The following is a 23777-nucleotide window of genomic DNA, read 5'->3' as shown; positions in this document are numbered from 1 at the left end:
TACCCGCTGGTATTCGCAATCATATGGCAGGTCTACGCGCATATCATTGTGTCGGGGAGTGCTGCCCATCATCACCGTTGGAGGCGAAGGCATCGTGCGCCACGTCGTAGTCATCAGTACCGGAGGCACCATAGCCAGCCGGTGGCAGGGCGACGGCTACGCGGCCGAGGCCGCCGGGCAGGAGGTGCTGGCCGCCGGGGCGGTGCCGGAGTGCGTGGACGTGACGGTGGTGGACCTGTTCACGGTCAACAGCTCCCGGCTGACCACGGACCACCAACTGCGGCTGCTGCACGCGGTGCACGAGGCGCTGGCCGACCCGTCGGTGGACGGCGTGGTGATCACCCATGGCACGGACACCCTGGAGGAGTCCGCGTTCTTCCTGGACCTCTTCCACGCCGACCGGCGCCCGGTGGTCCTCACCGGCGCCCAGAAGCCGCTGGACGCCGAGGACGGGGACGCGGCGGGCAATCTCTACGACGCGCTGCTCACCGCCGCCACCGGGCGGGACATCGGTGTCGTGATCGTCTTCGCGGGCCAGGTGTTCGCCGCCCGCGGCACCGTGAAGAAGCACACGGTGGACGCGCGCGCCTTCGGCGACCCGGACGGACTGCCGCTGGGCCGGGTCGAGTTCGGCCGGGTGACCTGGGGCCGGCGCCGCCCGCGGGCCGAGGCGCTCCCGCTGCCCGCCCCAGGGGTGGCCCCGCCGCGGGTGGACATCGTGATGCACCACAGCGACGGCGACACCGTCCTGCTGGACGCCTCGCTGGCGGCCGGCGCCCAGGGCGTCGTGGTGGTCGGCACCGGCGCCGGCAACGCCAATCCGCAGGTGGCCGCGCGGGTCGCCGCGGCGACCCGCGACGGGGTGCTGGTCACGGTCAGCACCCGGGTCGCGGCCGGCGCGGTGGCCCCGCTCTACACCGGGGGCGGCGCCGTCGACCTGGTGGCCGCCGGCGCGCTGCTGGCCGGGACACTGCGCCCCGGCCAGGCCCGGATCGCGATCCTGGCCGCCCTGCTGGCCGGCCGGAGCGCGGAGAACGCCGACGGCCCGGACGCAGCCGGCGGCGGGCAGGCCGGAGTCCGGCAGGACGCCGAGCGACGGCGGGCCGCCGGGGCGACCCTGCGCCGCATCCTGGACAGCACCCCGCAGGCGCTGCCCGCCTCAGAGCTTTATCTGGTTGATCGTGTCGGCAAGTGAGGTCAGGAAGCGGTTGACGGACGGCGCCATGTTGGTGGAGGCGACGAAGAACCCGAAGAGCGCAGCCACGATCGCCGGGCCCACCTTGATCGACTTGGCCCTGATCATCACGACCAGAACGATCGCCAGCAGCAGCACCGCGGACAGGGAGATAACCACAGCGGATCACTTCCTCTTTCGGTAATTCCTTGCCGGACTTGCCGGTCCGGGGAACTGCCGCCCATGCCGCCGCCCCCCGCCTCGCCCGTCCCCATGGTGCCATCAGCGACCCGCACCAGGGACCTGTCCGGCCCATAGTCCCATTCCCTGGCGCTAGTCCCGGCACACCACGAGCAACGCCCGGTCGTCGTTCACGTCTTTGGCGACCGCTTCGATCAACCGCCAGGCGGAACCGCGGAATCCGGCGGCCACGAAGCGGTCCGCCTCGCCGATCAGCCGGTCCATTCCTTCGGTGATGTCCCGATCCGGGGCCTCGACCAGGCCGTCGGTGAACAGCAGAAGAACATCTCCGGCCCGCAACGTCCCCTTGACGCCGTGGAATTCGGCCCCGGCGTAGACCCCGAGCAGCGGCCCCTCGGCGGCCTTCTCCTCCCAGCGCCCGGTGCCGGCGTGGAGTTGGACCCCCGGCAGGTGGCCGGCCGACAGCAGCTCGTAGTCGCCGCTCTCCAGGTCCAGCACCAGGTGCACCGAGGTGGCGAAGCCCTCGTCCCAGTTCTGCCGCAGCAGGTAGCCGTTGGCGGCGGTGAGGAAGGCGTGCGGCGGCAGCGAGCCGAGCAGGCCGCCGAAGGCGCCGGACAGCAGCAGGGAGCGGGAGGCGGCGTCCATGCCCTTGCCGGAGACGTCGGTGAGCACCGCCTCCAGGATCCGGCCGTCGGAGGTGCGGGTGGCCACCACGAAGTCGCCGGAGAAGGACTGGCCGCCGGCCGGCCGCAGGGCCATCTCGGCGTGCCAGCCGCCGGGCAGCCGCGGCAGCCGGCTCTGGACCCGGATCCGCTCGCGCAGGTCGAACAGCATGGTGTGGCCGCGCCGCCAGGGCACCCCGACCCGGGCCCGGAACTGGGCGATGATCAGCCCGGCCAGCGCCACCGCGGTGACCACCAGCACGGTGCCGGGCGTGACCCGCGCCGGCCCCTCCCGGTACGGGCCGAGCACCGCGGACTCGGCGACCAGCGCGACGGCCGAGGCCGCGTAGACCACCAGTAGGCTGGACGGGCGCAGCAGCAGCCCGCCGGCCAGGATCGGCAGTACCAGCGCGCTGGGCGGGCACCACACCGGGGTGCAGACCGTGGTGAAGGCCAGCGCCGGGATGGTGACGACCAGGACCGCCAGGCCGGTCCAGTCCGAGGCGTCGCCGCGGAAGTAGTCCACCGCGGACTTGCGCACGCCGAGCCGGGCCCGGTGCAGCCCTCTGCTCCACCGGAACCGCAGATCTTCCCTTGCCGAACGCTTTGCCATCTTGCGGTGACCCTACCGACCGATGGGCCGTCCGTGGAGGGCGGGTGACTTGTGAGATGAGCCGCGAAGTGCGGAAATGGTGCTGGAAATACGTTCGCAGCCGGGACCGCGGGCTGGTAGGCAGGGGATATGACGATCGAACTGCGGGAGCTCGCGCCGGAACACTGGGACACGTTGTACAACCGGTTGGAGCGGGCCTTCGGCGGCCCCACCGACCCGTTGGAGGAGCGTGCCCAGTGGCGCAGGGTCACCGAGTTCGACCGGACCCTGGCCGCCTGGGACGGACCGGAGATGGTCGGCACCGCGGGCGCCTTCACCTTCAGCATGACGGTGCCGGGCGGGATACCCCTCACCGTGCCCGGCGTGACCATGGTGAGCGTCCAGCCGACGCACCGGCGGCGCGGGCTGCTCACCTCGATGATGCGCAGGCAGTTCGACGAGTTCCACGGCCGCGGGGAGCCGGTGGCGGTGCTGACCGCCTCGGAGCCGGCCATTTACGGCCGTTTCGGCTACGGAGTGGGCAGCAAGCAGCTGCACGGCACGGTCGACACCGTCCGGACGTCCTTCCGCCGGCCGGCCGGCGTCGAGCGGGTGCGGTTCCGGCTGGTGTCGGCCGCGGAGGGCCTGGCGGCCTGCGAGGCGGTCTACGCGCGGCTGGTCCCCGGCCGGCCCGGGATGCTCGCCCGCCGGCCCGGCTGGGAGACCCGGGCGGCCCTGGACCCGCCGTCGGGCCGGAACGGCACCGGGCCGCTGCACTGCCTGCTGGCCGAGGTGGACGGCGAGGTGCGCGGTTACGCGCGCTACGCGGTGACCGGCGAGTGGAGTTCCGCGGGCGCCGACGAGACGGTCCGGCTGCGCGACGTCGAGGCGCTCGATCCGGTGACGTACGCGGCGCTGTGGGACTTCCTGGCCTCGATCGACCTCACCTCGAGGATCCACTTCACCAACCGGCCGGCCGACGACCCGCTGCAGCACCTGGTGTCGGACGTCCGCCGCTGCCAACTCGGCTTCCGTGACGGCCTGCACGTACGGCTGGTGGACGTGGGCGCGGCACTGGCGGCGCGTACGTACAGCGCCCCGGTGGATGTGGTGCTGGATGTCGGGGACGCCTTCTGCCCCTGGAACAGCGGGCGTTGGCGGCTGACCGGCGACATCAAGGGCGCGGTGTGCGAGCGCACCTCGGAGCCGGCCGAACTGCGTCTTTCCGTCAAGGAGTTGGGCGCGGCCTACCTCGGCGGCTTCGGGCTGGCCGCGATGGCCGGGGCGGGACTGGTCCGCGAGGAGCGGACCGGGGCGCTCGCGGAGGCGTCGACGGCCTTCCGCACCGACCCGGAGCCCTGGCTGCCGCACGGCTTCTAGCGCACGCGCGGGGGCGCGCCGCGGGAGGCGTCCGGCCGGGCGTCAGTGCCCGGCCGGTGCGCCCTGCGCGGGCTGGCAGCCCGGACACCAGAAGAGGTTGCGGGCGCCGAGGGGCTCGGTGCGGATCCCGGTGCCGCAGACCAGGCACGGCTGGGCGGTGCGCCGGTAGACGTAGACCTCGCCGCCGTGGTCGTCCTGGCGCGGCGGGCGGCCCATCGCCTCGGGGGTGTGCTCGGGCGCCACGGTGTCGATCCGGTTGTTCCGTACGCCCTCGCCCATCAGCTCCACCAGGTCGGCCCACATCGCGTCCCACACCGGCCGGGGCAGGTCGCGGCCGGGCAGGTACGGGTCGACGCCGTGCCGGAAGAGCACCTCGGCGCGGTAGACGTTGCCGACGCCCGCGATGACCTTCTGGTCCAGCAGCAGGGCGGCGACCGGGATCCGCGAGCGGGCGATCCGGGCCCAGACCCGGTCGGGGTCGTCGCCCGGGCGGAGCGGGTCGGGTCCCAGGCGGTCGTGGATGGCCTGCTTCTCCGGCTCCACCAGCAGCTCGCAGCCGGCCGGACCGCGCAGGTCCGCGTAGTGCCCGGCGGTGGCCAGCCGCAGCCGTACGGTCGCGGTGGGCGGCGGCGCGAGGCCGTCGCCGAAGCGGAAGGTGCCGATCAGGCCGAGGTGGATGTGCACCCAGCCGACGGGGCCGAAGCCGAGGAAGAGGTGCTTGCCGTGCGCCTGGGCGGACTCCATCACCAGTCCGTCGAGGAGCGCGGCGCCGTCGGAGAACTTGCCCTGCGGGCTGCTCGCCCGGACGGGCCGGCCGCCGAACCGCTGCTCGTGGTCGGCGGCCAGCCGGTGGATCGTGTGCCCTTCGGGCATGCCCGGGGTCAGCCCTGCTGCGGATGGCCGGCCGGGAGGGGCGGCAGCTCGCCGGTCGCCTCGTAGGCCGCGAGCATGTCGATCCGGCGCTGGTGGCGCTCTTCGTGCGAGTAGGGGGTGGCCAGGAAGAGCTCGACGAACTTCATCGCGTCCTGCTGCGAGTGCATCCGGGCGCCGATGCTCAGCACATTGGCGTCGTTGTGCTCGCGGGCCAGGGTGGCGGTCTGCTCGCTCCAGGCGAGGGCGGCGCGCACGCCCTTGACCTTGTTGGCGGCGATCTGCTCGCCGTTGCCGGAGCCGCCGATGACGATGCCGAGGGTGCCCGGGTCCTCGGCGGTGCGGGTCGCGGTCCGCAGGCAGTACGGGGGGTAGTCGTCCCCCGGGTCGAGGGCTTGCGGGCCGCAGTCGACCGGCTCGTGGCCGGTCGCGGCGAGCCACTCCACGAGGTGGTTCTTCAGTTCGAAACCGGCATGGTCGGAGCCGAGGTAGACGCGCATGCGATGAGTTTTGCACGGCGGGGGCGGCGGCGCAGGGCGGGGGTGGACGCCGGGCACGGCCTCGCCCGTCCTCGATCGCCGGACGGGCGGCGTCTGCTCGGCGCCTGCCTCCGCGTCCCGTCCTCGAACGCCGGACGGGCCGCGTCCGCGGACCGCGTCGGGCTACACCGGCTGGATCAGGTCCCAGCGGTTGCCGTAGAGGTCCTGGAAGACCACGACCGCGCCGTAGGGCTCGTAGCGGGGCTCCTCCTCGAAGGTGACCCCGGCGGCGACCATGCGTTTGTAGTCGCGGTCGAAGTCGTCGGTGGTGAGGAAGAGGGCGACGCGGCCGCCCGTCTGGTCGCCGATGTGCCCCGCCTGGGCGGGGGTGGCGGCGCGGGACAGCAGCAGCGAGGTCTCGCGGGCGCCGGGCGGGGACACGACGACCCAGCGGCTGCCGTCTTCGCGGGGGGTGTCCTCGCGGAGCTGGAAGCCCAGGGCGTCGCGGTAGAAGGCGATGGCCTCGTCGTAGTCACGGACGACGAGGGCCACCAGGCCGAGGTGTGGCATGGGAAGGGACGCTCTCAGTCGAAGCTCGGGCCGGCGGTACGGGTGCGCTTGATCTCGTAGAAGCCGGGGACCGAGGCCACCAGCAAGGTGCCGTCCCACAGCTTGGCGGCCTGCTCTCCGCGCGGGGTGGGGGTGACGACCGGGCCGAAGAAGGCGACCTGCTCGCCGTCGGCGCCGGGGACCGCGATGACGGGGGTGCCGACATCCTGGCCGACCTTCTCGATGCCTTCCTTGTGGGAGGCGCGCAGCTCGGTGTCGTAGGTGTCGCGGTCGGCGTAGTCGGCCAGGTCCGCGGGCAGGCCGACCTCTTCGAGGGCGGCGACGAGGGTCTCGCGCGTCTTGGGCTGGGCCTGGTTGTGGAAGCGGGTGCCGAGGGCGGTGTAGAGCCGGCCGACCACCTCGTCGCCGTGCAGCTGCTGGGCGGCGACGACCACCCGGACCGGCCCCCAGGCGTCGCGCAGGAAGGCGGCGTACTGCTCGGGGAGCTCGTCGAGCTTGTCCTCGTTGAGCACCGCGAGGCTCATCACGTGCCAGTGCACCTCGACCGGGCGGACCTTCTCGACCTCCAGCATCCAGCGGGAGGTCATCCAGGCCCAGGGGCACAGCGGGTCGAACCAGAAGTCGGCCGGTGTCTTGGCGGTCTCGGTGCTGCTCTCGGCGGCGGTCGTGGTCACTGCGGGCTCCTCGTGTAACGGCTCAGCTGGTTGCGACGATCCTTGGGACGTTCTTCGGCGGGATCCGCTGATCAATCCGGGGAACGATCCTCAGCGGACAACGGGCGGCGGCACGCGGGCATTCCCAGCAGCCGTGAATCCGTACCCCATGGGAGGATGCGGAGCGCTCAGCGAGTACGTATACCCGATATACCGAGTTTTCACCGCATTCACCTGTCCGGGGATGACCGAAGGAGTTGCCCGTGCCCAGCGAGAACCTGAGCCGTGAGGAGGCCCGTGACCGGGCCGCGATCCTGTCCGTCGAGCGCTACGACGTGGCGCTGGACGTGCGGTCCGCGGTGGGGCCTGCCTCCGGGCAGGGGCCGCGGACCTTCCGGTCCACGACGGTGATCGACTTCCGCTGCGGGCAGCCGGGGGCGGCCTCCTTCGCGGACCTCATCGCGCCCGAGGTCGTCTCGGTACGGCTCAACGGCCGCGAGCTGGACCCGGCGCTGGTCTTCGACGGCTGCCGGATCGCGCTGGACGGGCTCGCCGAGCGCAACACGCTGGTGGTCGACGCGCGTTGCGCGTACAGCAGGACCGGCGAGGGGCTGCACCGCTTCGAGGACCCGGAGGACCACGAGGTCTACCTCTACACGCAGTACGAGCCGGCCGACGCCCGCCGGGTCTTCGCCACCTTCGAACAGCCCGACCTGAAGGCGCCGTTCACCTTCCAGGTGACCGGGCCCGAGGGCTGGACGGTGATCAGCAACAGCGCCCAGGAAGGTGAGCCGGCACCGGCCGACGGCGGCGGCGCCACCTGGCGGTTCCTGCCGACGCAGCCGATCTCCACCTACATCACCGCGGTGGTGGCCGGCCCGTACCACGTCGAGCAGGACCACTACTCGCGCGCGCTGGACGACACAACGGTGCTGGACATCCCGCTGAGCGCGCTGTGCCGGCGGTCGCTGGCCCGGCACTTCGACGCGGACGAGATCTTTACCGTCACAAAGCAGGGGCTGGACTTCTTCCACGAGCACTTCGGCTACCCGTACCCGTTCGGCAAGTACGACCAGGCGTTCGTGCCGGAGTACAACCTTGGCGCGATGGAGAACCCCGGATGTGTCACCTTCCGGGAGGAGTTCGTCTTCCGCGGCAAGGTGACCCGGGCGTCGTACGAGCACCGGGCCAATGTGGTGCTGCACGAGATGACGCACATGTGGTTCGGCGACCTGGTGACGATGCGGTGGTGGGACGACCTGTGGCTGAAGGAGTCCTTCGCCGACTTCATGGGGACCTTCTCGCAGGTGGAGGCCACCGAGTACACCGAGGGATGGATCACCTTCGCCAACCGCCGCAAGGCATGGGCGTACCGCGCGGACCAACTGCCCTCCACCCACCCGGTGGTGGCCGACATCCGCGATCTGGAGGACGCCAAGCTCAACTTCGACGGGATCACCTACTCCAAGGGCGCGTCCGTACTGAAGCAGCTGGTGGCCTACGTGGGGCGGGATGCCTTCCTGGAGGCGGCCCGGCGCTACTTCAAGCGGCACGCCTACGGGAACACCACGCTGGCCGACCTGCTGGCGGTGCTGGCGGAGACCTCGGGCCGGGAGATGACGCAGTGGTCCCGGGCCTGGCTGGAGACCGCCGGGGTCAACTCGCTGACTCCGCAGGTGGTCTACGACGCCGAGGGACGGATCACCGAGCTGTCGGTGCTGCAGACGGCGGACCCGGCGCACCAGGTGCTGCGGCCGCACCGGGTGGCGGTCGGCCTGTACCGGCGGGTGGCCGGCGGCGGCGTGGAGCGCTACGCCCGGGCCGAGACGGATGTGGCGGGTCCGGCGACGGTGGTGGCGGAGCTGGCCGGGCAGCAGCGGCCGGACCTGGTGCTGGTCAACGACGAGGACCTGACCTACTGCAAGATCCGCTTCGACGAGGCGTCGCTGGACACCGTCCGCGAGCGGCTCGGCGACGTGACCGATCCGCTGGCGCGGGCGCTGCTCTGGTCGGCGGTGTGGAATCTGACCCGGGACGCGCTGATGCCGGCCCGCGACTACCTGGACCTGGTGCTGCGGTTCGCCGGGCGGGAGAGCGACATCGGGGTGCTCCAGTCGCTGCACCAGCAGGCCAGGTCCGCGCTGATCCACTATGTGGCGCCGGACGCGCGCGAGCAGGCGGCGCGGGAGCAGGCGCAGGGCGCGCTGCGGGAGTTGCGGGCGGCCGAGCCGGGCAGCGGGCATCAGCTGGCATGGGCGCGGTTCTTCGCGGCGGTGGCCACGTCGGCGGCCGATCTCCAGCTGCTCCAGGGGCTGTTGGACGGCACGGCGAAGGTCGACGGGCTCGACGTGGACCAGGAGCTGCGCTGGACCTTCCTGGAGACGCTGACCGCGCGGGGCGTGGCGGACGCGGCGGTGATCGCCGCCGAGCGGGCCAGGGACGACACCGCCTCCGGGCACCGGCACGAGGTCCGGTGTCTGGCGGCGCGCCCGTCGGCCGAGGTGAAGGCGGCGGCCTGGGAGGCGGTGGTGGGGTCCGACGCGCTGTCCAACGCGCTGGTCGAGGCGACCATCGCCGGCTTCGCCCAGCCCGGCGCGCGCGAGCTCGTCGCCCCCTACGCGGAGCCGTACTTCGCCGCGATCGAAGGGCTGTGGGAGTCCCGCTCGATCGAGATCGGCATGTCCGTGGTGCGCGGGCTGTTCCCGTCCCTGCAGGACCGGGAGGCCACCTTGGCGGCCACCGACGCCTGGCTCACCACGCACGCCTCCGCGGCGCCGGCCCTGCGCCGCCTCGTCCTGGAGTCGCGCGACGACCTGGCCCGGGCGCTGCGCGCCCAGTCCTGCGACGCGGGGCGCTGAAACGCCCGCCGGGCGCCGCCGTTCGTACCGGCGGCGGCGCCCGGTCCGCGGGGCGGGCGGAAAGCCCGCTGGTCGGGCGTGTGGCCTCACCCGTACGGGGGAATGACCTCCATCGGCATCCGAACAGGTGGACTTTAGCGCGGGCTTGTCCCGGTTTGTCGACGGGCGTGTAACAGCGGTTAGCGGCATGGGCGCGGACGGGAACGACCTGGCCATGAACGTGAACCGGCAGACCTCAGACCTCCTTCCCCCCTCGGACGGCCTCGGAGCCGCACCCCGCACCGTGCTGACGGCACGTCAGCTGCGGGCGCTCGGGGTGACCCCCGCGGTGCTCGCCGAACGCTCCCGGACCGGCGGGCCCTGGCGGCAGGTGCTCCCGCAGGTGTACCTGCTGCATCCGGGCGCGCCCAGCGGCGAGGAACGGGTGCGGGCGGCGCTGCTGTACGCCGGGCAGCACACCCGGGCCGGCGGGCCGGCGGCGCTGGTGACCGGCCCCGCCGCGCTGGCGCTGCACCACTTCGGGGCGGTCGTGGCGCCCGCCGGACCGCCGGTGATCGACGTGCTGGTGCCGCACCAGCGGCGGTTGCGCGACGCCGGGGACGTGCGCATCCACCGGGTGCGCGAACTCCCCCGCCCGCACGACGTCGGCGGGCTGCCCTGCGCGCCGGTGGCGCGCGCACTGGCCGACACCGTCGCGGGGCTCGACGACACCGAGGCCGTCCGGCGGCTGCTCACCGAGGCGGTGCGGCGCGGGCACTGCGACCCGGTGTCGGTCCTGCGTGAGCTGTCCGCCGCCGGGCTGCTGGAACGGCCCTGCGTGGCCGCCGCGTTGCCGGCGCTGCGGGCGGCCGGCCGCAGGACGGCCGAGCAGCGGCTGTACACCATGGCGCGCTGCGGGCAGTTGCCCGACCCGGCGTGGAACGTCGACCTGCGGCTGCCGGGCGGGCCGCCGCTCGGCGCGGTGGACGCCTTCTGGCCGGAACACGGGGTGGCGGTGGTGGTGGACGCCCGGATCGGCGCGGCCGACGACGCCGCGGAATGGGACCGGTGCGTGCGCCTGCGCGAGCAACTGGAGGCCCTGGGCGTCACCGTGGTGCACCTGACCCTCGCCAAACTGCGCGACGCGCTCGATCAGCAGGCGACGGTGGTCAGGACCGCCCTCGTCGCGTCCGCCGACCGCACTCCGGCCGCCTACCTCGTCGTCACCCCGCGCTGAGCACGAGCGCGCACCGACTGTTCACCCCTCCCCCACAACCCCCGGCCTTTTCACCCCTGTTCGTCCGTAGTCATCCGGATTGACGGTTGGCGGGTTTACGTCATCGGCAGACCATAACCAGGTCAACACTCCCCAAAGAGCAGCCCATTCCATCAGTGTGAGCGGTCGTGCGACTCCGCACTCCGAACAGACCTCCATTGTGCGAACAGGGATGCCCATGCCTTTCGATCACATATCCGCGAAGAGACGCGCGGTCCGCACGGCGCTGGCCGCGGGCCTGGTCGCCGCGCTGGCGGCCGCCGGGCCCGCGCTCGCGGTCGCCGACCCGGCGCCCACCGCCTCCACCGCCGCCTCCGCAACCTCCGCCACCAGCTGGGCCGGCGCCACCCCGGCCCAGCACACCCCCGCCAAGGACGCGGCCGGCAAGCTCGGTTCGGCCGACGCCTCGCTGCTGGCCCAGGCGAAGTCGGACGGCGACAAGAACGTCACCTTCATGCTCGCCACCACGCCCGGCGACACCGCCCAGGTCACCGCGAAGCTGCACGCGCAGGGCGCCAGCGTCGGCCGGACGTACGACCGACTCGGCTATGTACGCGCCACCGTGCCCACCGCTAAAGCGGACGCGGCGATCGCGGCGGCCCAGAAGCTTCCCCAGGTGCTCGCGATCGACCTCAAGCAGGAGATCGCCCTGGACGACCCGACGCCGGCCGCGGACACCGCCGCCGCGGCCGCCCGGCACGGCAAGCCCGCGACGACCTACCCCGGTCCGGACCGGCACACCCCGGCCAAGAACCCGTACCAGCCGGCCTTCGAGACCGGCGCGGTCGACTTCGTGCACGACCACCCGGGCAACGACGGGCGGGGCGTGACCGTCGGCATCCTGGACGCGGGCGTGGACGTCGGCCACCCGGCACTGCAGAGGACCACCACCGGCGAGCGCAAGATCGTCGACTGGGTGACCGCGACCGACCCGATCCTGGACGGGGACGCCACCTGGCGGCCGATGGTCACCGCGGTGACCGGGCCGGGCTTCACCACCGCCGGCCGCACCTGGACCGCGCCGGCCGGCTCGTACCTGTTCAGCACCTTCGCAGAGGCCGCCACCAAGGGCGGCGACGAGAACGGCGACCTGAACCGCGACGGCGACACCACCGACGTGTGGGGCCTGCTCTACGACCCGGCGGCCGGCACCGTGCGGGTGGACCTGGACAACAACGGCGACTTCACCGACGACACCGCGATGAAGCCGTACAAGGACGGTTTCCAGATCGGCCACTTCGGCACGGACGACCCGGGGACCGCGATCTCGGAGTCGGTGCCCTTCACCGTCGAGATCCGCAAGAACGTGCCCATGGACCCCTACGGCGGGACCTGGGTCGGCAAGACCGCGGACTTCGTGAACATCGGCGTGGTGGAGTCCGAGCACGGCACCCACGTGGCCGGCATCACCGCCGCCAACGGCCTGTTCGGCGGCCGGATGAACGGCGCCGCGCCCGGCGCGAAGATCGTCTCCTCGCGCGCCTGCACCTGGACCGGCGGCTGCACCACCATCGCGCTGACCGAGGGCATGATCGACCTCGTCGTCAACCGGCACGTGGACATCGTCAACATGTCCATCGGCGGCCTCGGCTCGCTCAACGACGGCGCCAGCGCCCGGGACCAGCTCTACAAGGAGCTGATCGACACCTACGGCGTGCAGCTGGTGATCTCCGCGGGCAACGACGGCCCCGGCGTCAACACCATCGGCGACCCCGGACTCGCCGACCACGTGCTGAGCGTGGCCGCGTCGGTCTCCAAGGAGACCTGGGCGGCCGACTACGGCTCGGTGACCGACGTGCCCTACTCGCTGATGCCCTTCTCCTCGCGCGGCCCGCGCGAGGACGGCGGCCTCGCCCCGGTCGTCACCGCCCCCGGCGCGTCGATCAACACCATCCCCACCTGGGAGCCCGGGGCCCCGGTCGCCGAGGCCGGCTACAGCCTGCCGCCCGGCTACGCCATGCTGCAGGGCACCTCGATGGCCTCCCCGCAGGCCACCGGCGCCGCGGCGCTGCTGCTGTCCGCGGCCAAGGCCCGCCATCTGCCCGTCAGCCCCGCCCAGTTGCGGACCGCGATCACCAGCACCGCCCGGCACATCCGCGGCACCCAGACCATCCAGGAGGGCGCCGGCCTGATCGCCGTCGGCCCGGCCTGGGACCTGCTCAAGCGGGGCGTCTCGGCCGACACCTACACCGTCAAGGCGCCGGTGAACACCGCGCTGTCCGGCTTCCTGCAGACCCCGGGCTTCGGCACCGGCGTCTACGACCGCGAGGGCGGCCTGAAGACCGGCCAGCGCAGGACGTACGACATCACCGTGACCCGCACCGGCGGCGCGGCCGGCGCCGGGCCGCAGCAGCTGCGCTGGGCGCACAACGACGGCACCTTCTCGCTGGCCGGCCCGCGGGTGCGGCTGCCGCTGAACACGCCGGTCACCGTGCGCGTCGTCGCCCAGCCGCGGACGGCCGGGACGCACAGCGCGCTGCTCGACCTCGACGACCCGCTGACCCGCGGCACCGACACCCAGATCGCGGTGACGGCGGTCGCCTCCACCCCGCTGGCCGGCCCGTCGTACACGCTGACCCGCTCCGGCAGCATCGGCCGGGACGCCACCACCTCGTACTTCTTCACCGTGCCGGCCGGCGCGACCTCGCTGGAGGTCGCGATGGACGGACTGAAGCCGGGCAGCCAGACCCGGTTCGAGACCATGCACCCCTACGGTGTGCCGCTGGACTCGACGCAGACCCCGGACTGCTACCCGAACTACAACAACCCGGCGAACACCTGCCGGCCGGACCTGCGGTCCTACGCCGACCCGCTGCCGGGCGTGTGGGAGATCGAGGTCGAGGCGCGCCGCACCTCGCCGCAGCTGGACAACCCCTACCGGCTGATGGTCTCGGTGCTCGGCGCGGCCTTCGACCCGGCCACGCAGACCATCGACGAGGCCACCGTCGGCACGCCCGGCGCCGCGACCTGGCAGGTGACCAACAACTTCGCCGGCCTCCAGGGCAAGCTGCGCGGCGGACCGCTCGGCTCGGCGCTCACCGCGAAGCCGACGATCACGCAGGGCGCCGTCCAGACCACCGAACTCACCTTGGGCGCGGGCGTCTCGCGGCTCGACGTCTCCATCGGTTCGCCGTCGGACACCGCAGCCGACCTCGATCTGTACGTGTACCGGGACGGGGTGCTGATCGGGCAGTCCGCGGACGGCGACGCCGAGGAAGCGGTCAGCCTGACCGATCCGGCGGCCGGCACCTACACCTTCGAGGTCGACGGCTACTCGGTGCCGTCCGGCTCGACCGCCTACGCCTACGAGGACGTCTACTTCGCCGACAGCCTCGGCCGGGTCGCGGTGGACGACTCCGCGACGGTGAACCTGCCGCACGGCGCCTCCGCCCAGGTCTCGGCCTCGGTCCTGGCGTCCTCGGCGGCGCCCGCCGGGCGGCAGTTCTTCGGTGAGGTGCAGCTGCTCGACGCTCGCGGCACGGTGGCGGGCCGCGGCAGTGTGATCATCACCAGGACGGTGTCCTGACCGGATCCTCCCCGGTCCGAAAAAAGTCGGCGCCGTGACCCATACGGCGCCGCACCGGCACCGAAGTCCCTCCTGGGGGAGCAGAGCGGGGCGGGCGCTCAGGGGGCGCCCGCCCCGCTCTGCCGTTCCCGGGCGGGGCAAGCCGGCGGCGGATCCGAACAGGTGGCCGCCGACCGGAAACAAAAAGCCCGCGCGGCGCACGCACCTGACCCCCCGGCGATGGGTAGGGGGAGAATGTGCGGCGTAAGGCTTACGCGTGCGTTGTGAGGACGGAGACTCGATGGACCGGGTGCGCCTGGCTGCCCTGTACGGCGTGGACGTGACGTACCGGCCCGCTCCGGGGGCGGAGGTGGCCGTTCCCGAGGAGACCGTGGTGGCCGTGCTGGCGGCGCTCGGTGTGGACGCCAGTACCGATCGCGCGGTCCGCGACGCCCTGGACGCGCACGAACAGCGCGCGGCCGGCCGGCTGCTGCCGCCCCTGACCGTGGTCCGGGCGGGGGCGGCCCTGCCCCTGCTCCCCGAGGGCACCCTGCTCAACGGCGTGCCGCTGGAGCCGGGGGCCGCCGCCCCCACTTCGCCGGGCGGCTACGTCCTGCGGGCCGAGGCCGGGGACGGCCGGACCGCGCGCGGCGACCTCGTGGTGGCGCCGCGCCGCCTCGAAGGCCCGCCCGGCCGGACGTTCGGCTTCATGGCGCAGCTGTACTCCACGCTGTCCTCCCGCTCCTGGGGCATGGGCGACCTCGCGGACCTGGCCGATCTGGCCGCCTGGTCCGGCCGGACCCTCGGCGCGGGATTCGTGCAGATCAACCCGCTGCACGCGGCCGTCCCCGGCCACCCGACGGACCCCTCGCCGTACCGGCCGTCGTCCCGGCGCTTCCCCGACCCGGTGTACCTGCGGATCGAGGACGTCCCCGAATACGCCTATCTCCCCCCCGAGGCCCGCGAGCAGGCCGAGCCGCTGCTGCGCAAGGCCGCCGCGCTGCGCGAGAGCGTCCTGTTCAAGGACGCCCTGATCGACCGGGACGCGGTGTGGGCGCTGAAGGCGGCAGCGCTGGAACTGCTGCGGCAGGTGCCGCTGAGCCCCGGCCGGCGGGCCGCCTACGCCGACTTCCTGGCCGCGCAGGGCCGGGCGCTGGACGACCACGCGACCTGGTCCACGCTGGCCGAACTGCACGGCCCCGACTGGCACTCCTGGCCGGCCGGCCTGCGCGACCCGCGCTCGCCGCAGGTGGCCCGGGCACGCGGCGAACACCTGGACCGGGTGGACTTCCACTGCTGGCTGAGCTGGCTGACCGACACCCAACTCGAAGGCGCGCAGCGGGCCGCGAAGGACGCCGGCATGCCGATCGGGGTCGTGCACGACCTGGCGGTGGGCGTGCACCCGTCGGGCTCCGACGCCTGGTCGATGCAGCATGTGCTGGCCGCGGGCATGTCGGTGGGGGCGCCGCCGGACGCGTTCAACTCCCGTGGCCAGGACTGGGGTCTGCCGCCCTGGCGGCCGGACGCGCTGGCCGCGGCCGGCTACGCGCCCTACCGCGATCTGATCTCCCGGATGCTGCGGCACGCGGGCGGCCTGCGGATGGACCATGTGATGGGCCTGTTCCGGCTGTGGTGGGTGCCGCAGGGCCGCCCGCCGACGGAGGGCACCTATGTCCGCTACGACGCCGAGGCGATGCTAGGCCTGCTGGCGCTGGAGGCGCACCGGGCGGGCGCGGTGGTGATCGGCGAGGACCTCGGCACGGTCGAGCCTGGCGTCCGCGAGGAGTTGACGGACCGGGGCATCCTCGGCACGTCGGTGCTGTGGTTCGAACGCAATTACCAGGACCGGGACGGCCGGCCCGCCGACCGGCGCCCGCTGCCGCCCGCGGCCTGGCGGGAGCTCTGCCTGGCGACAGCCACCACGCACGACCTGCCGAGCACCGCGGCCCGGCTGACCGGCGAGCACGTGGAACTGCGGCACCGCCTCGGCCTGCTGACCCGGCCGCTGGCCGAGGAGGAGGCCGCGGACGCCAGCGAGGTCGCCGAGTGGATCGCGCAGCTGAGCCGGCTCGGGATGCTGCCGGAGGGCTCGGCCGACGAGGAAGCCGTGGTCAAGGCGGTGCACCGCTTCCTGGCGCGCACCCCGGCGAAGATGGTCGGCGTGTGGCTGCCGGACGGGGTGGGCGACCGCCGGCCGCAGAATCTGCCGGGCACCTCGACGGAGTACCCCAACTGGCGGCTGCCGGTGGCCGGACCCGACAGCACCCCGATGACCCTGGAGGAACTGGCCGCCTCGCCCCGGCTGCACGCGCTCGCCGACGAGGTGCGCCGGGCCGTCGCGGACGCCGCCCGGCGCGGACGACCGGACGGCGCGCCGTAAGGCACCCCCGGGCGCGCGGCGCCCCGGGGTGGTCACTACATTGAACGTGTGGACAAGAAGCTCAACAAGATGGCCGTGCGCGCCGGATTCGTCACCGCCGCCACGACAGCGCTGCTGCTCATTTCGTCGCCGGCGTTCGCGGTGGTCCGGGACGACGGTGACGACCCGGGTCCGGGTCTGAACGTGCTGCAGACGCTCGGCCTGTTCGTCGCGACGCCGCTGGTGGCCTTCGGGATCATCGCGGGCCTGGTCATCCTGTCCGAGCGGCCCCGCAAGCAGAAGGACCACTGACGGCGCTCCGCGCCTGAGCCCCCGTCCCGCCCGCCCGAGGGCCGCCGGGGGCCGAGTGCTGCCCGCACGGCGCCGCGGGGCTCGCTCACGGCACGGGGTACGCCTCCCCGGACGCCGTCCCCGGCGCCGGCCCGCCCGCCCCCGCTCCCCCGGTCGCCTCGGCTTCCCCGGCCCCCACGGCTGCCCCGCCCGCCGCGGCCGGCAGATTGCGGCCGAACGGGCGCCAGCACAGCGCGGTGACCGCGGTCATCGCCACCGCCGAGAACCAGAACGGCGCCGCGACACCCCGCCAGCTCACCAGCGGGCCGCCGATGAGCGCCCCCACCGCGTTGCCGCCGATCGCGAACATCATGAAGACGCTCCCCACCCGGCCGCGCAGTTCCTCGGGAACCCGCCGCTGCCGGAAGGTGGTCTCGATCCCGGCGAAGACCGACGAGTGCACGCCGAACGCGACCAGGACGCAGAACGCGGCCGCCGCCGTACCGGCCAGCGCCAGGCCGACATGCGTCAGCGTCTCGACCACCAGCCCGGCCCGCAGCAGCACCGACGCCCGGAACCAGGACTGCAGCCGCGGGGCCAGCAGCGCGCCGAGGATCCCGCCGACGGCGCTTGCGGCGAGCAGGAATCCGTAGCCGATGTCGCCGAGGCCCAGCCGGTCGCGGGCATAGAGGACCATGATCGAGAAGCCTGCGGTGAGGGTGACGTTCATCAGGCACAGCGCGAGCGTCAGCATCCGGATCACCGGCTCGCGCCACAGCCAGCGCAGCCCGTCGCGGATGTCCGCCCGGATCGACCGGGCCGGCCCCGGCCCGTCCGCCGGAGCCGGCCCGTCCGGCCCCGGCCGCCCGGCCGGTGCGCGCACCCCGCGCATGGTGGCCACCAGCAGCGCGGAGACCAGGAACGAGGCGGCGTCGAGGCCGAACGGCAGCGCCGCCGCCAGCACGAACAGGCTCGCGCCGGCCGGGCGCCCGGCGAACTTGTTCAGTACGAAGTACGAGCCGTGCAGCCGCGAGTTGGCGCTCGGCAGCAGTTCCGGCGCCACCACCGCCGGGACCAGGGTCGACGCCGCGGTCTCGGCCAGCGTCTCGCAGGTGCCCAGCAGGAAGGCGACGGCGTAGATCACCGGGATCGAGGCGTGGCCCCACCAGACGGCCAGCGTGAGGACCCCGGTGAGCAGGCCGCGGGAGACGTCCACCGCCACGATCAGCCGCCGCTTGTCCAGCCGGTCGATGACCGCGCCGCTGACCAGGGCGAAGAGCAGCCAGGGCAGTTGCTGGACGAAGACGGCCAAGCCGATGAGCACCGGGTCGTCGCTGACAGAGGCGACCAGCAGCGGGGCCGCCGCGGCCACCATGCCGTCGCCGAGCGTGGAGACGGAGTTCGCCGCCCACAGCGCCCGGAAGTCGCGGCCGAGTCCCGGCGCCGCCATCCGCCTACCTCCTGCCGTCACCGGTCCGGGCCGTCGCCGCCGCGGGTGTTCCGGATCCCCCTGCCAAAGGCGCCGACTCTAGCCGCGCCACGGCCGCGCGCCCACCGGTTTTCCGGCGGGCGCGCGGGGCGTGCGGAGGTGCGGGTCGAGCCGGTCGAGCGGGGTGGGCGCGCTTACACGTGCGGGCGCGAGCCCGACTCCTGCTGGGGAACCGACTGGGTGGCGCCCGGCAGGGTCGGCTTGGGCAGGGTCGCCACTTCCTGCTCGGCCTGGGTCAGCTGCGCCGCGGTGTCGTCGGGCAGCGCGGGCGGGGTGGGGTGGGTGTCGGTGAAGCGGAACACCGAGGTCAGGTCGCCGAAGGTACGGCGCCGCCAGGCGGAGATGTTGGTCTCCTGGACGCCGGTGACGGTTTCGAGCAGCCGCAGCGGCGAGGTGTGGTCGAACGCCTCGCTGGCCACGTATCCGCCCACGGTCCACGGGGAGATGATGATGGCCGGCACCCGGAAGCCGGCGCCGATCGGCAGGTTCTGCACGAACTCGGCGGCGGTGCCCGCGGGCGCGACCGGCGGGGCCACGTGGTCGAACAGGCCGTCGTTCTCGTCGTAGTTGAGGATGAAGGCGGTCTTGGCCCACACCGCGGGGTTGGACGCGATGGCCTCGATCTTCTGGGCCACGAAGTCCGCGCCGGCGGCCGGCAGGTAGTCCGGGTGCTCGGACTGGGTGCTGGTGGGGATGATCCAGGAGACGGTCGGCAAGCGGTCGTTGCGCGCGTCGTCCTCGAAGGTGCCCTCGGCGCCCGGTCGCACACCGAGCTCGTACAGCGGGGAGCCGGACTTGGCGTTCTTGAAGTTGGCGAAGTTCTCCAGCATGTTGCAGCCGTAGTCGTCGTCCTGCTGGTAGACCTTCCAGCTCACGCCGGCGGCCTGCAGGCGCTCGGCGTAGGTGGTCCAGGTGTACGGCTTGGGCGCGCTGTTGGAGATGACCGGGCCGCCCTTGGTGCCGCCCGGGTCGATGGTGCCGGTCATCCAGTAGAGGCGGTTGGGCCAGGTCGGGCCCATGACCGAGCAGAAGTAGTTGTCGCAGATGGTGAAGTTCTCGGCGAGGGCGAACTGGAAGGGGATGTCCTCGCGGGTGTAGTAGCCCATCACGTAGGGGCCGTTGGCGCCGTCCGCGGAGCGGTGCGCGGGCAGCCACTTGTCCATCTTGCCGTTGTTCCACGCCTGGTGCTGCACCGACCAGGCGTGGCTGGTGGACGGGATGGCCTGGGCGCTGGTGGTCTTGGTGTCGAGGTGGAACGGCAGCAGGTAGCCGTCGGGATTGACCGTGTCCGGCTGGTAGAACACCTTGCGCCCGCTGGACAGCTTGAGCGCGTTGGGGTCACTGAAGCCGCGGACGCCGGACAGCGTGCCGAAGTAGTGGTCGAAGGAGCGGTTCTCCTGCATCAGCAGGACGATGTGCTTGATGTCCTGAATCGAGCTGCGGCTCGGCGGCCCCGCCGCCACCGCCTTCTGCACGCTGGGGGGCAGCAGCGAGAGCGCTGCCGCCCCGCCGATGGCCCCTGCCGCCGATCCGAGGAGCCGCCGTCGTGTCAACTCGGCCATGAACGTTTCCTCCTAGAGCTTTGAGCCTGCGAAGCCTGGAGCTGCCGGTGCTGGGTCCTTATCGGGGACCCCTCAAAACTCTTTCGGGAGATGAGCATGTGGCGATGGGGGCTACCGGTGAACACGTGACCAACGAGCAGGAAGCGGTTGGCCACACCTTTTCGTGCTTTGCCCAGCCATGACCGGAGGCACGCCGAAGTGATCTCCGACGGGGCCCGATGGGGTGTCAGGAGCCCTGCCGCGGGCGGGTCGGGCCGGTCCGGCGCGGGGGGCGGCGGCCGTGGCGCCGGGCGGTGCGGTTCATCCCTTCGGGTGATCGCCGCAGGAGCGGATCACCACACCTCGCCGGGTCGCCAGTCGCAGGTCAGCGTGGCGGACTGGTCCAGCGTCGTGCCGGCGACGGGGAGGACGTGGATCCAGCCGTCCTCGTCCGGGGTGGGGGTGATGCCGTTCTCGGGGGTGAGGACGGCGGTCGGGCCCCGCCAGGGCTGCCAGCCGCGGCCGGTGTAGAAGGCGGTGGCGGCCTGCGCGCTGGCCAGCGCGCCCAGCTCGTAGGCGCCGCGGATGATCCGCTCGGCGGCGGCCATCACGGCGGCGCCGTGTCCCTGCCCGCGCCGGTCCGCCCGGACGGCGACACCCTCCACATATCCGGTCCGCAGCGCCCGGCCGCGGTGCAGCAGCCGCCGCTGGACCACCGCGGCGTGCCCGATCAGCGCGGCGCCCTCCCAGGCGAGGGCGTGCATACCGCCGATGGTGTGGTCCCAGTCGGCGTCGTCGAAGTCGCCGTCCGGGTGGCCGGCGAACGCCTCCTCCAGCAGCGAGCGCAGCGCGGCCCGCTCGGCGGGCGCGAGCTCGGCCGTGTGGACGGTACGGATCCGGACCGCCTCCCGCGAGCCGGCCACGCCGGCGGCGGGCGGCGGCATGCGGGGGCCGCCGCGCGGCACGCCGGGACCGGAGGGCGTCAGGGGCGCGCCGGGGACGTCGGGTGGGCCGGGAGCGGGGGGCCCGTCGGGTGCGTCGGTCACACCGGCATCCTGGCACCCCGAGATGCCCGCCCGGGAGGCTGGTCAGCCGTCAGCTCAGCCAGCCGGCAGCCCGGCGAGTAGTCCGGCGGGCAGTCCGGCGGGCAGTCGGCCGGCGGGCGGGCGGCGGGCAGGCAGCCCGATCGGCCGCCGCCTTGGTGATCCGCCGGGTCCGCCGGATCACCCGGGTCCGACCGCCGGTCGACCCGGCGGACCGCCCGCCCGCCGACCCGTGCGTCAGCCGGCCGCCGCGTCCACCTGCTGGGCCTTCAGGGCCCGCTCGACGCCCGCGCGGGACTCGACCACCAGACGGCGCAGGGCCGCGACCGGCTGGGCCGAGGCCAGCCAGGCGTCGGTGGCGTCCAACGTGGCCCGGGAGACCTGGAGCGAGGGGTAGAGCCCGACCACGATCTGCTGGGCCATCTCGTAGCTGCGCGTCTCCCACACGTCCTTGACCACCGCGAAGTACCGCTCGGTGTAGGGGGCGAGCAGCTCGCGCTGGTCGGTCTGGACGAAGCCGCCGATGCGCGCTTCGAGGATCGAGTTGGGCAGCTTCTCATCCTCGATCACGGAGGTCCACACCGCTGCCTTGACCTCGGCCGCGGGCCGGGCCGCCTTGGCCCCCGCGGCGTGCTGCTCGCCCGCCGAGGTCGCGTCGCGGACCAGTTCCGCGTCGATCGCCGCCTCGTCGGCCCGGCCGGTCGCGGCCAGCCGGCCCAGCAGGCTCCAGCGCAGGTCGGTGTCCACGGCCAGGCCCTCGAAGGAGCGCGAACCGTCCAGCAGGCCCTGCAGCAGGTCGAGCTGCTCGGGGGTGCGGGCGGTCGCGGCGAAGGCGCGGACCCAGGCGAGCTGGTGGTCGCTCCCCGGCACCGCGGCTGTCAGGTGCTCCAGGGCCGCCTCGGTCCAGCGGGCCAGGCCGGTCTCCCGCCAGGCCGGGTCGGTGTACAGGTCGAGGGCCAGCTTCACCTGGCGGTGCAGCGACTGCACCACGCCGATGTCGGTCTCCTTGCCGATGCCGTGCAGCACCAGCTCCAGGTAGTCCCGCGCGGGCAGCTCGCCGTCCCGCGTCATGTCCCAGGCCGCCGCCCAGACCAGCGCGCGGGGCAGCGACTCGGTGAAGTCCCCCAGGTGGTCCCGGACGGTGGCCAGCGACTGCTCGTCCAGCCGGATCTTGGCGTACGACAGGTCGTCGTCGTTGAGCAGTACGACGTCGGGGCGGCGGGTGTTCGGCGGGAAGGGCACCTCGGTCAGCTCGCCGTCCACGTCCAGCTCGATCCGGCTGCTGCGGACCAGCTTGCCGTCTCGCAGGTCGTAGGCGCCGACCGCGATCCGGTGCGGGCGCAGCACCGCCTCGCCCTTGGCGCCGGCCGGCAGTGCGGGCGCCTCCTGGCGTACCGCGAAGGCGGTGACGAAGCCCTGGTCGTCCACGGTCAGCTCGGGGCGCAGCACATTGATGCCGGCCGTCTCCAGCCACGCCGTGGACCAGGTCTTCAGGTCACGGCCGGAGGTCTCCTCCAGCGCGCCCAGCAGGTCGGACAGCCGGGTGTTGCCCCAGGCGTGCCGCTTGAAATATGCCTGCACGCCGGCGAAGAACTCGTCCATCCCCACATAGGCGACGAGCTGCTTGAGGACGGAGGCGCCCTTGGCGTACGTGATGCCGTCGAAGTTGACGAGCACGTCGTCCAGGTCGGTGATCTCGGCCATGATCGGGTGGGTGGAGGGCAGTTGGTCCTGCCGGTAGGCCCAGGTCTTCATGGAGTTGGCGAAGGTGGTCCACGCCTGCGGCCAGTCGGAGCCGGGGGCGTGCGCCTGGCAGGCGATGGAGGTGTAGGTGGCGAACGACTCGTTCAGCCACAGGTCGTTCCACCACTCCATGGTGACGAGGTCGCCGAACCACATGTGGGCCAGCTCGTGCAGGATCGTCTCGGCCCGCACCTCGTAGGCGGCGTCGGTCACCTTGGACCGGAAGACGTACTGGTCGCGGATGGTGACCGCGCCCGCGTTCTCCATCGCGCCGGCGTTGAACTCCGGGACGAAGAGTTGGTCGTACTTGGCGAACGGGTAGGCGTAGTCGAACTTCTCCTGGAACCAGTCGAAGCCCTGCCGGGTGACCGCGAAGATCGCTTCCGCGTCCAGGTGCTCGGCGAGCGAGGGCCGGCAGTAGACGGCCAGCGGGACGCTGCGGCCGTCGCCCTCCCAGCTGCTGTGCACGGAGGTGTACGGCCCGGCGATCACCGCGGTGATGTAGGTGGACATGCGCGGGGTCGGCTCGAACTCCCACACGCCGTCGGCGGACGGCTCCGGCGTCGGCGAGTTGGAGACCACGGTCCAGCCGACCGGGGCCTTCACGGTGAAGGTGAAGGTCGCCTTGAGGTCGGGCTGCTCGAAGGAGGCGAAGACACGGCGGGCGTCGGGCACCTCGAACTGGCTGTAGAGGTAGACCTGCTTGTCCACCGGGTCGACGAAGCGGTGCAGGCCCTCGCCGGTGTTGGTGTAGGCGCAGTCCGCCACCACCCGCAGTTCGTTGGCGCCGGCCCGGAGGTCGGACAGCGCGATCCGGGAGTCGGCGAAGACCTCGGCGGCGTCCAGCGCCCGGCCGTTGAGCACCACCTCGTGCACGGTGGGGGCCACCAGGTCGATGAAGGTCGCCGTGCCCGCCTCGGCAGCGTCGAACCGCACGGTCGTCACCGACCGGAAGGTGCCTCCGTCCTGGGCGCCGCTCAGGTCCAGCTCGATCGCGTAGGCGTCGACGCCGAGCAGACGCGCACGCTCCTGCGCCTCCTCACGCGTGAGGTTCGTACCAGCCACAGCGGCCCACTCCTTCTTGTCAGGTGAGGCGGCCATCCTCGCACGCC

General features: G+C 73.0%; 17 protein-coding genes. 7 read left to right on the top strand and 10 right to left on the bottom strand.

The window, feature by feature from the left end:
• Positions 1 to 94: 94 nt before the first annotated feature.
• On the top strand, positions 95 to 1195 hold the full coding sequence (locus GA0115240_RS32215; RefSeq protein ID WP_093742307.1) for an asparaginase: 1101 nt from the start codon (positions 95 to 97) through the stop codon (positions 1193 to 1195).
• Here GA0115240_RS32215 and GA0115240_RS32210 read toward each other — a convergent pair.
• The gene (locus GA0115240_RS32210) at positions 1160 to 1354 is read right to left on the bottom strand and encodes a hypothetical protein (RefSeq protein WP_093742277.1); all 195 of its coding nucleotides are present in this window, start codon (positions 1352 to 1354) and stop codon (positions 1160 to 1162) included. The genes GA0115240_RS32215 and GA0115240_RS32210 overlap by 36 nt on opposite strands.
• Positions 1355 to 1507: 153 nt before the next feature.
• Positions 1508 to 2650 carry a PP2C family protein-serine/threonine phosphatase gene (locus tag GA0115240_RS32205; RefSeq protein ID WP_093742275.1) on the bottom strand — a complete coding sequence of 381 codons (1143 nt, stop codon included), beginning with the start codon at positions 2648 to 2650 and terminating at the stop codon, positions 1508 to 1510.
• A 129-nt stretch (positions 2651 to 2779) separates the two neighbouring features.
• On the opposite strand from GA0115240_RS32205, the gene GA0115240_RS32200 reads away from it, so the two are divergent.
• On the top strand, positions 2780 to 4009 hold the full coding sequence (locus GA0115240_RS32200; RefSeq protein WP_093742273.1) for a GNAT family N-acetyltransferase: 1230 nt from the start codon (positions 2780 to 2782) through the stop codon (positions 4007 to 4009).
• A 42-nt stretch (positions 4010 to 4051) separates the two neighbouring features.
• Here GA0115240_RS32200 and GA0115240_RS32195 read toward each other — a convergent pair whose 3' ends face one another.
• The 4 genes from GA0115240_RS32195 to GA0115240_RS32180 form a co-directional block, all read right to left on the bottom strand.
• Positions 4052 to 4882: an Fpg/Nei family DNA glycosylase gene (locus tag GA0115240_RS32195; RefSeq protein WP_093742271.1), complete on the bottom strand. Its 831-nt coding sequence runs from the start codon at positions 4880 to 4882 to the stop codon at positions 4052 to 4054.
• Between the two features lie 8 nt (positions 4883 to 4890).
• The gene (locus GA0115240_RS32190) at positions 4891 to 5379 is read right to left on the bottom strand and encodes a ribose-5-phosphate isomerase (RefSeq protein WP_093742270.1); all 489 of its coding nucleotides are present in this window, start codon (positions 5377 to 5379) and stop codon (positions 4891 to 4893) included.
• A 162-nt stretch (positions 5380 to 5541) separates the two neighbouring features.
• Positions 5542 to 5928, bottom strand: a complete 387-nt coding sequence (locus GA0115240_RS32185) for a VOC family protein (RefSeq protein ID WP_093742268.1) — start codon at positions 5926 to 5928, stop codon at positions 5542 to 5544.
• Positions 5929 to 5942: 14 nt separating this feature from the next.
• Positions 5943 to 6602, bottom strand: a complete 660-nt coding sequence (locus GA0115240_RS32180; protein ID WP_093742265.1) for a mycothiol-dependent nitroreductase Rv2466c family protein — start codon at positions 6600 to 6602, stop codon at positions 5943 to 5945.
• Positions 6603 to 6844: 242 nt separating this feature from the next.
• Here GA0115240_RS32180 and pepN (GA0115240_RS32175) point away from each other — a divergent pair, with 242 nt between their 5' ends.
• The 5 genes from pepN (GA0115240_RS32175) to GA0115240_RS32155 all read left to right on the top strand — a co-directional run bounded on the left by pepN (GA0115240_RS32175) (position 6845) and on the right by GA0115240_RS32155 (position 16870).
• The gene (pepN, locus tag GA0115240_RS32175; RefSeq protein WP_093742262.1) at positions 6845 to 9439 is read left to right on the top strand and encodes an aminopeptidase N; all 2595 of its coding nucleotides are present in this window, start codon (positions 6845 to 6847) and stop codon (positions 9437 to 9439) included.
• A gap of 187 nt (positions 9440 to 9626) precedes the next feature.
• The gene (locus GA0115240_RS32170) at positions 9627 to 10655 is read left to right on the top strand and encodes a hypothetical protein (RefSeq protein WP_237555384.1); all 1029 of its coding nucleotides are present in this window, start codon (positions 9627 to 9629) and stop codon (positions 10653 to 10655) included.
• 217 nt (positions 10656 to 10872) lie between these two features.
• Positions 10873 to 14220, top strand: coding sequence for a S8 family serine peptidase (locus tag GA0115240_RS32165; RefSeq protein ID WP_237555383.1), 3348 nt, complete (start codon positions 10873 to 10875; stop codon positions 14218 to 14220).
• 280 nt (positions 14221 to 14500) lie between these two features.
• Positions 14501 to 16579: a 4-alpha-glucanotransferase gene (gene malQ, locus GA0115240_RS32160; RefSeq protein ID WP_093742255.1), complete on the top strand. Its 2079-nt coding sequence runs from the start codon at positions 14501 to 14503 to the stop codon at positions 16577 to 16579.
• Positions 16580 to 16627: 48 nt separating this feature from the next.
• Positions 16628 to 16870, top strand: a complete 243-nt coding sequence (locus tag GA0115240_RS32155; protein ID WP_093742253.1) for a hypothetical protein — start codon at positions 16628 to 16630, stop codon at positions 16868 to 16870.
• Positions 16871 to 16955: 85 nt separating this feature from the next.
• Here the strand turns inward: GA0115240_RS32155 and GA0115240_RS32150 are convergent, their stop codons facing one another.
• From GA0115240_RS32150 to pepN (GA0115240_RS32135), 4 genes are all read right to left on the bottom strand, one after another.
• Positions 16956 to 18299 carry an MFS transporter gene (locus tag GA0115240_RS32150; protein ID WP_141709043.1) on the bottom strand — a complete coding sequence of 448 codons (1344 nt, stop codon included), beginning with the start codon at positions 18297 to 18299 and terminating at the stop codon, positions 16956 to 16958.
• A gap of 173 nt (positions 18300 to 18472) precedes the next feature.
• Entirely contained in the window at positions 18473 to 19900 is a 1428-nt protein-coding gene (locus GA0115240_RS32145; RefSeq protein WP_093742251.1) for an alkaline phosphatase family protein, read from the bottom strand.
• 332 nt (positions 19901 to 20232) lie between these two features.
• A complete protein-coding gene (locus tag GA0115240_RS32140; protein WP_093742305.1) occupies positions 20233 to 20823 on the bottom strand; it encodes a GNAT family N-acetyltransferase in 591 nt (196 codons plus the stop codon).
• Positions 20824 to 21159: 336 nt separating this feature from the next.
• Positions 21160 to 23730 (bottom strand): aminopeptidase N, encoded by a 2571-nt coding sequence (gene pepN, locus GA0115240_RS32135; protein WP_093742249.1) that lies wholly within the window; start codon positions 23728 to 23730, stop codon positions 21160 to 21162.
• Between the last annotated feature and the right edge of the window lie 47 nt (positions 23731 to 23777).

Source organism: Streptomyces sp. DvalAA-14, assembly GCF_900091855.1.
GTDB lineage: Bacteria > Actinomycetota > Actinomycetes > Streptomycetales > Streptomycetaceae > Actinacidiphila.
The sequence above is the reverse complement of the archived record's forward strand: the minus strand, read 5'-3'. Positions and strand labels throughout refer to the sequence as shown.

Bases quoted from the DNA above. Each gene is read 5' to 3' on its own strand.
- GA0115240_RS32140 (WP_093742305.1), bottom strand. From the start codon at position 20,823: ATGCCGCCGCCCGCCGCCGGCGTGGCCGGCTCGCGGGAGGCGGTCCGG.
- GA0115240_RS32195 (WP_093742271.1), bottom strand. From the start codon at position 4,882: ATGCCCGAAGGGCACACGATCCACCGGCTGGCCGCCGACCACGAGCAG.
- GA0115240_RS32190 (WP_093742270.1), bottom strand. From the start codon at position 5,379: ATGCGCGTCTACCTCGGCTCCGACCATGCCGGTTTCGAACTGAAGAAC.
- GA0115240_RS32205 (WP_093742275.1), bottom strand. From the start codon at position 2,650: ATGGCAAAGCGTTCGGCAAGGGAAGATCTGCGGTTCCGGTGGAGCAGA.
- GA0115240_RS32150 (WP_141709043.1), bottom strand. From the start codon at position 18,299: ATGGCGGCGCCGGGACTCGGCCGCGACTTCCGGGCGCTGTGGGCGGCG.
- malQ (WP_093742255.1), top strand. From the start codon at position 14,501: ATGGACCGGGTGCGCCTGGCTGCCCTGTACGGCGTGGACGTGACGTAC.
- GA0115240_RS32185 (WP_093742268.1), bottom strand. From the start codon at position 5,928: ATGCCACACCTCGGCCTGGTGGCCCTCGTCGTCCGTGACTACGACGAG.
- GA0115240_RS32200 (WP_093742273.1), top strand. From the start codon at position 2,780: ATGACGATCGAACTGCGGGAGCTCGCGCCGGAACACTGGGACACGTTG.
- GA0115240_RS32170 (WP_237555384.1), top strand. From the start codon at position 9,627: ATGGGCGCGGACGGGAACGACCTGGCCATGAACGTGAACCGGCAGACC.
- GA0115240_RS32145 (WP_093742251.1), bottom strand. From the start codon at position 19,900: ATGGCCGAGTTGACACGACGGCGGCTCCTCGGATCGGCGGCAGGGGCC.
- GA0115240_RS32165 (WP_237555383.1), top strand. From the start codon at position 10,873: ATGCCTTTCGATCACATATCCGCGAAGAGACGCGCGGTCCGCACGGCG.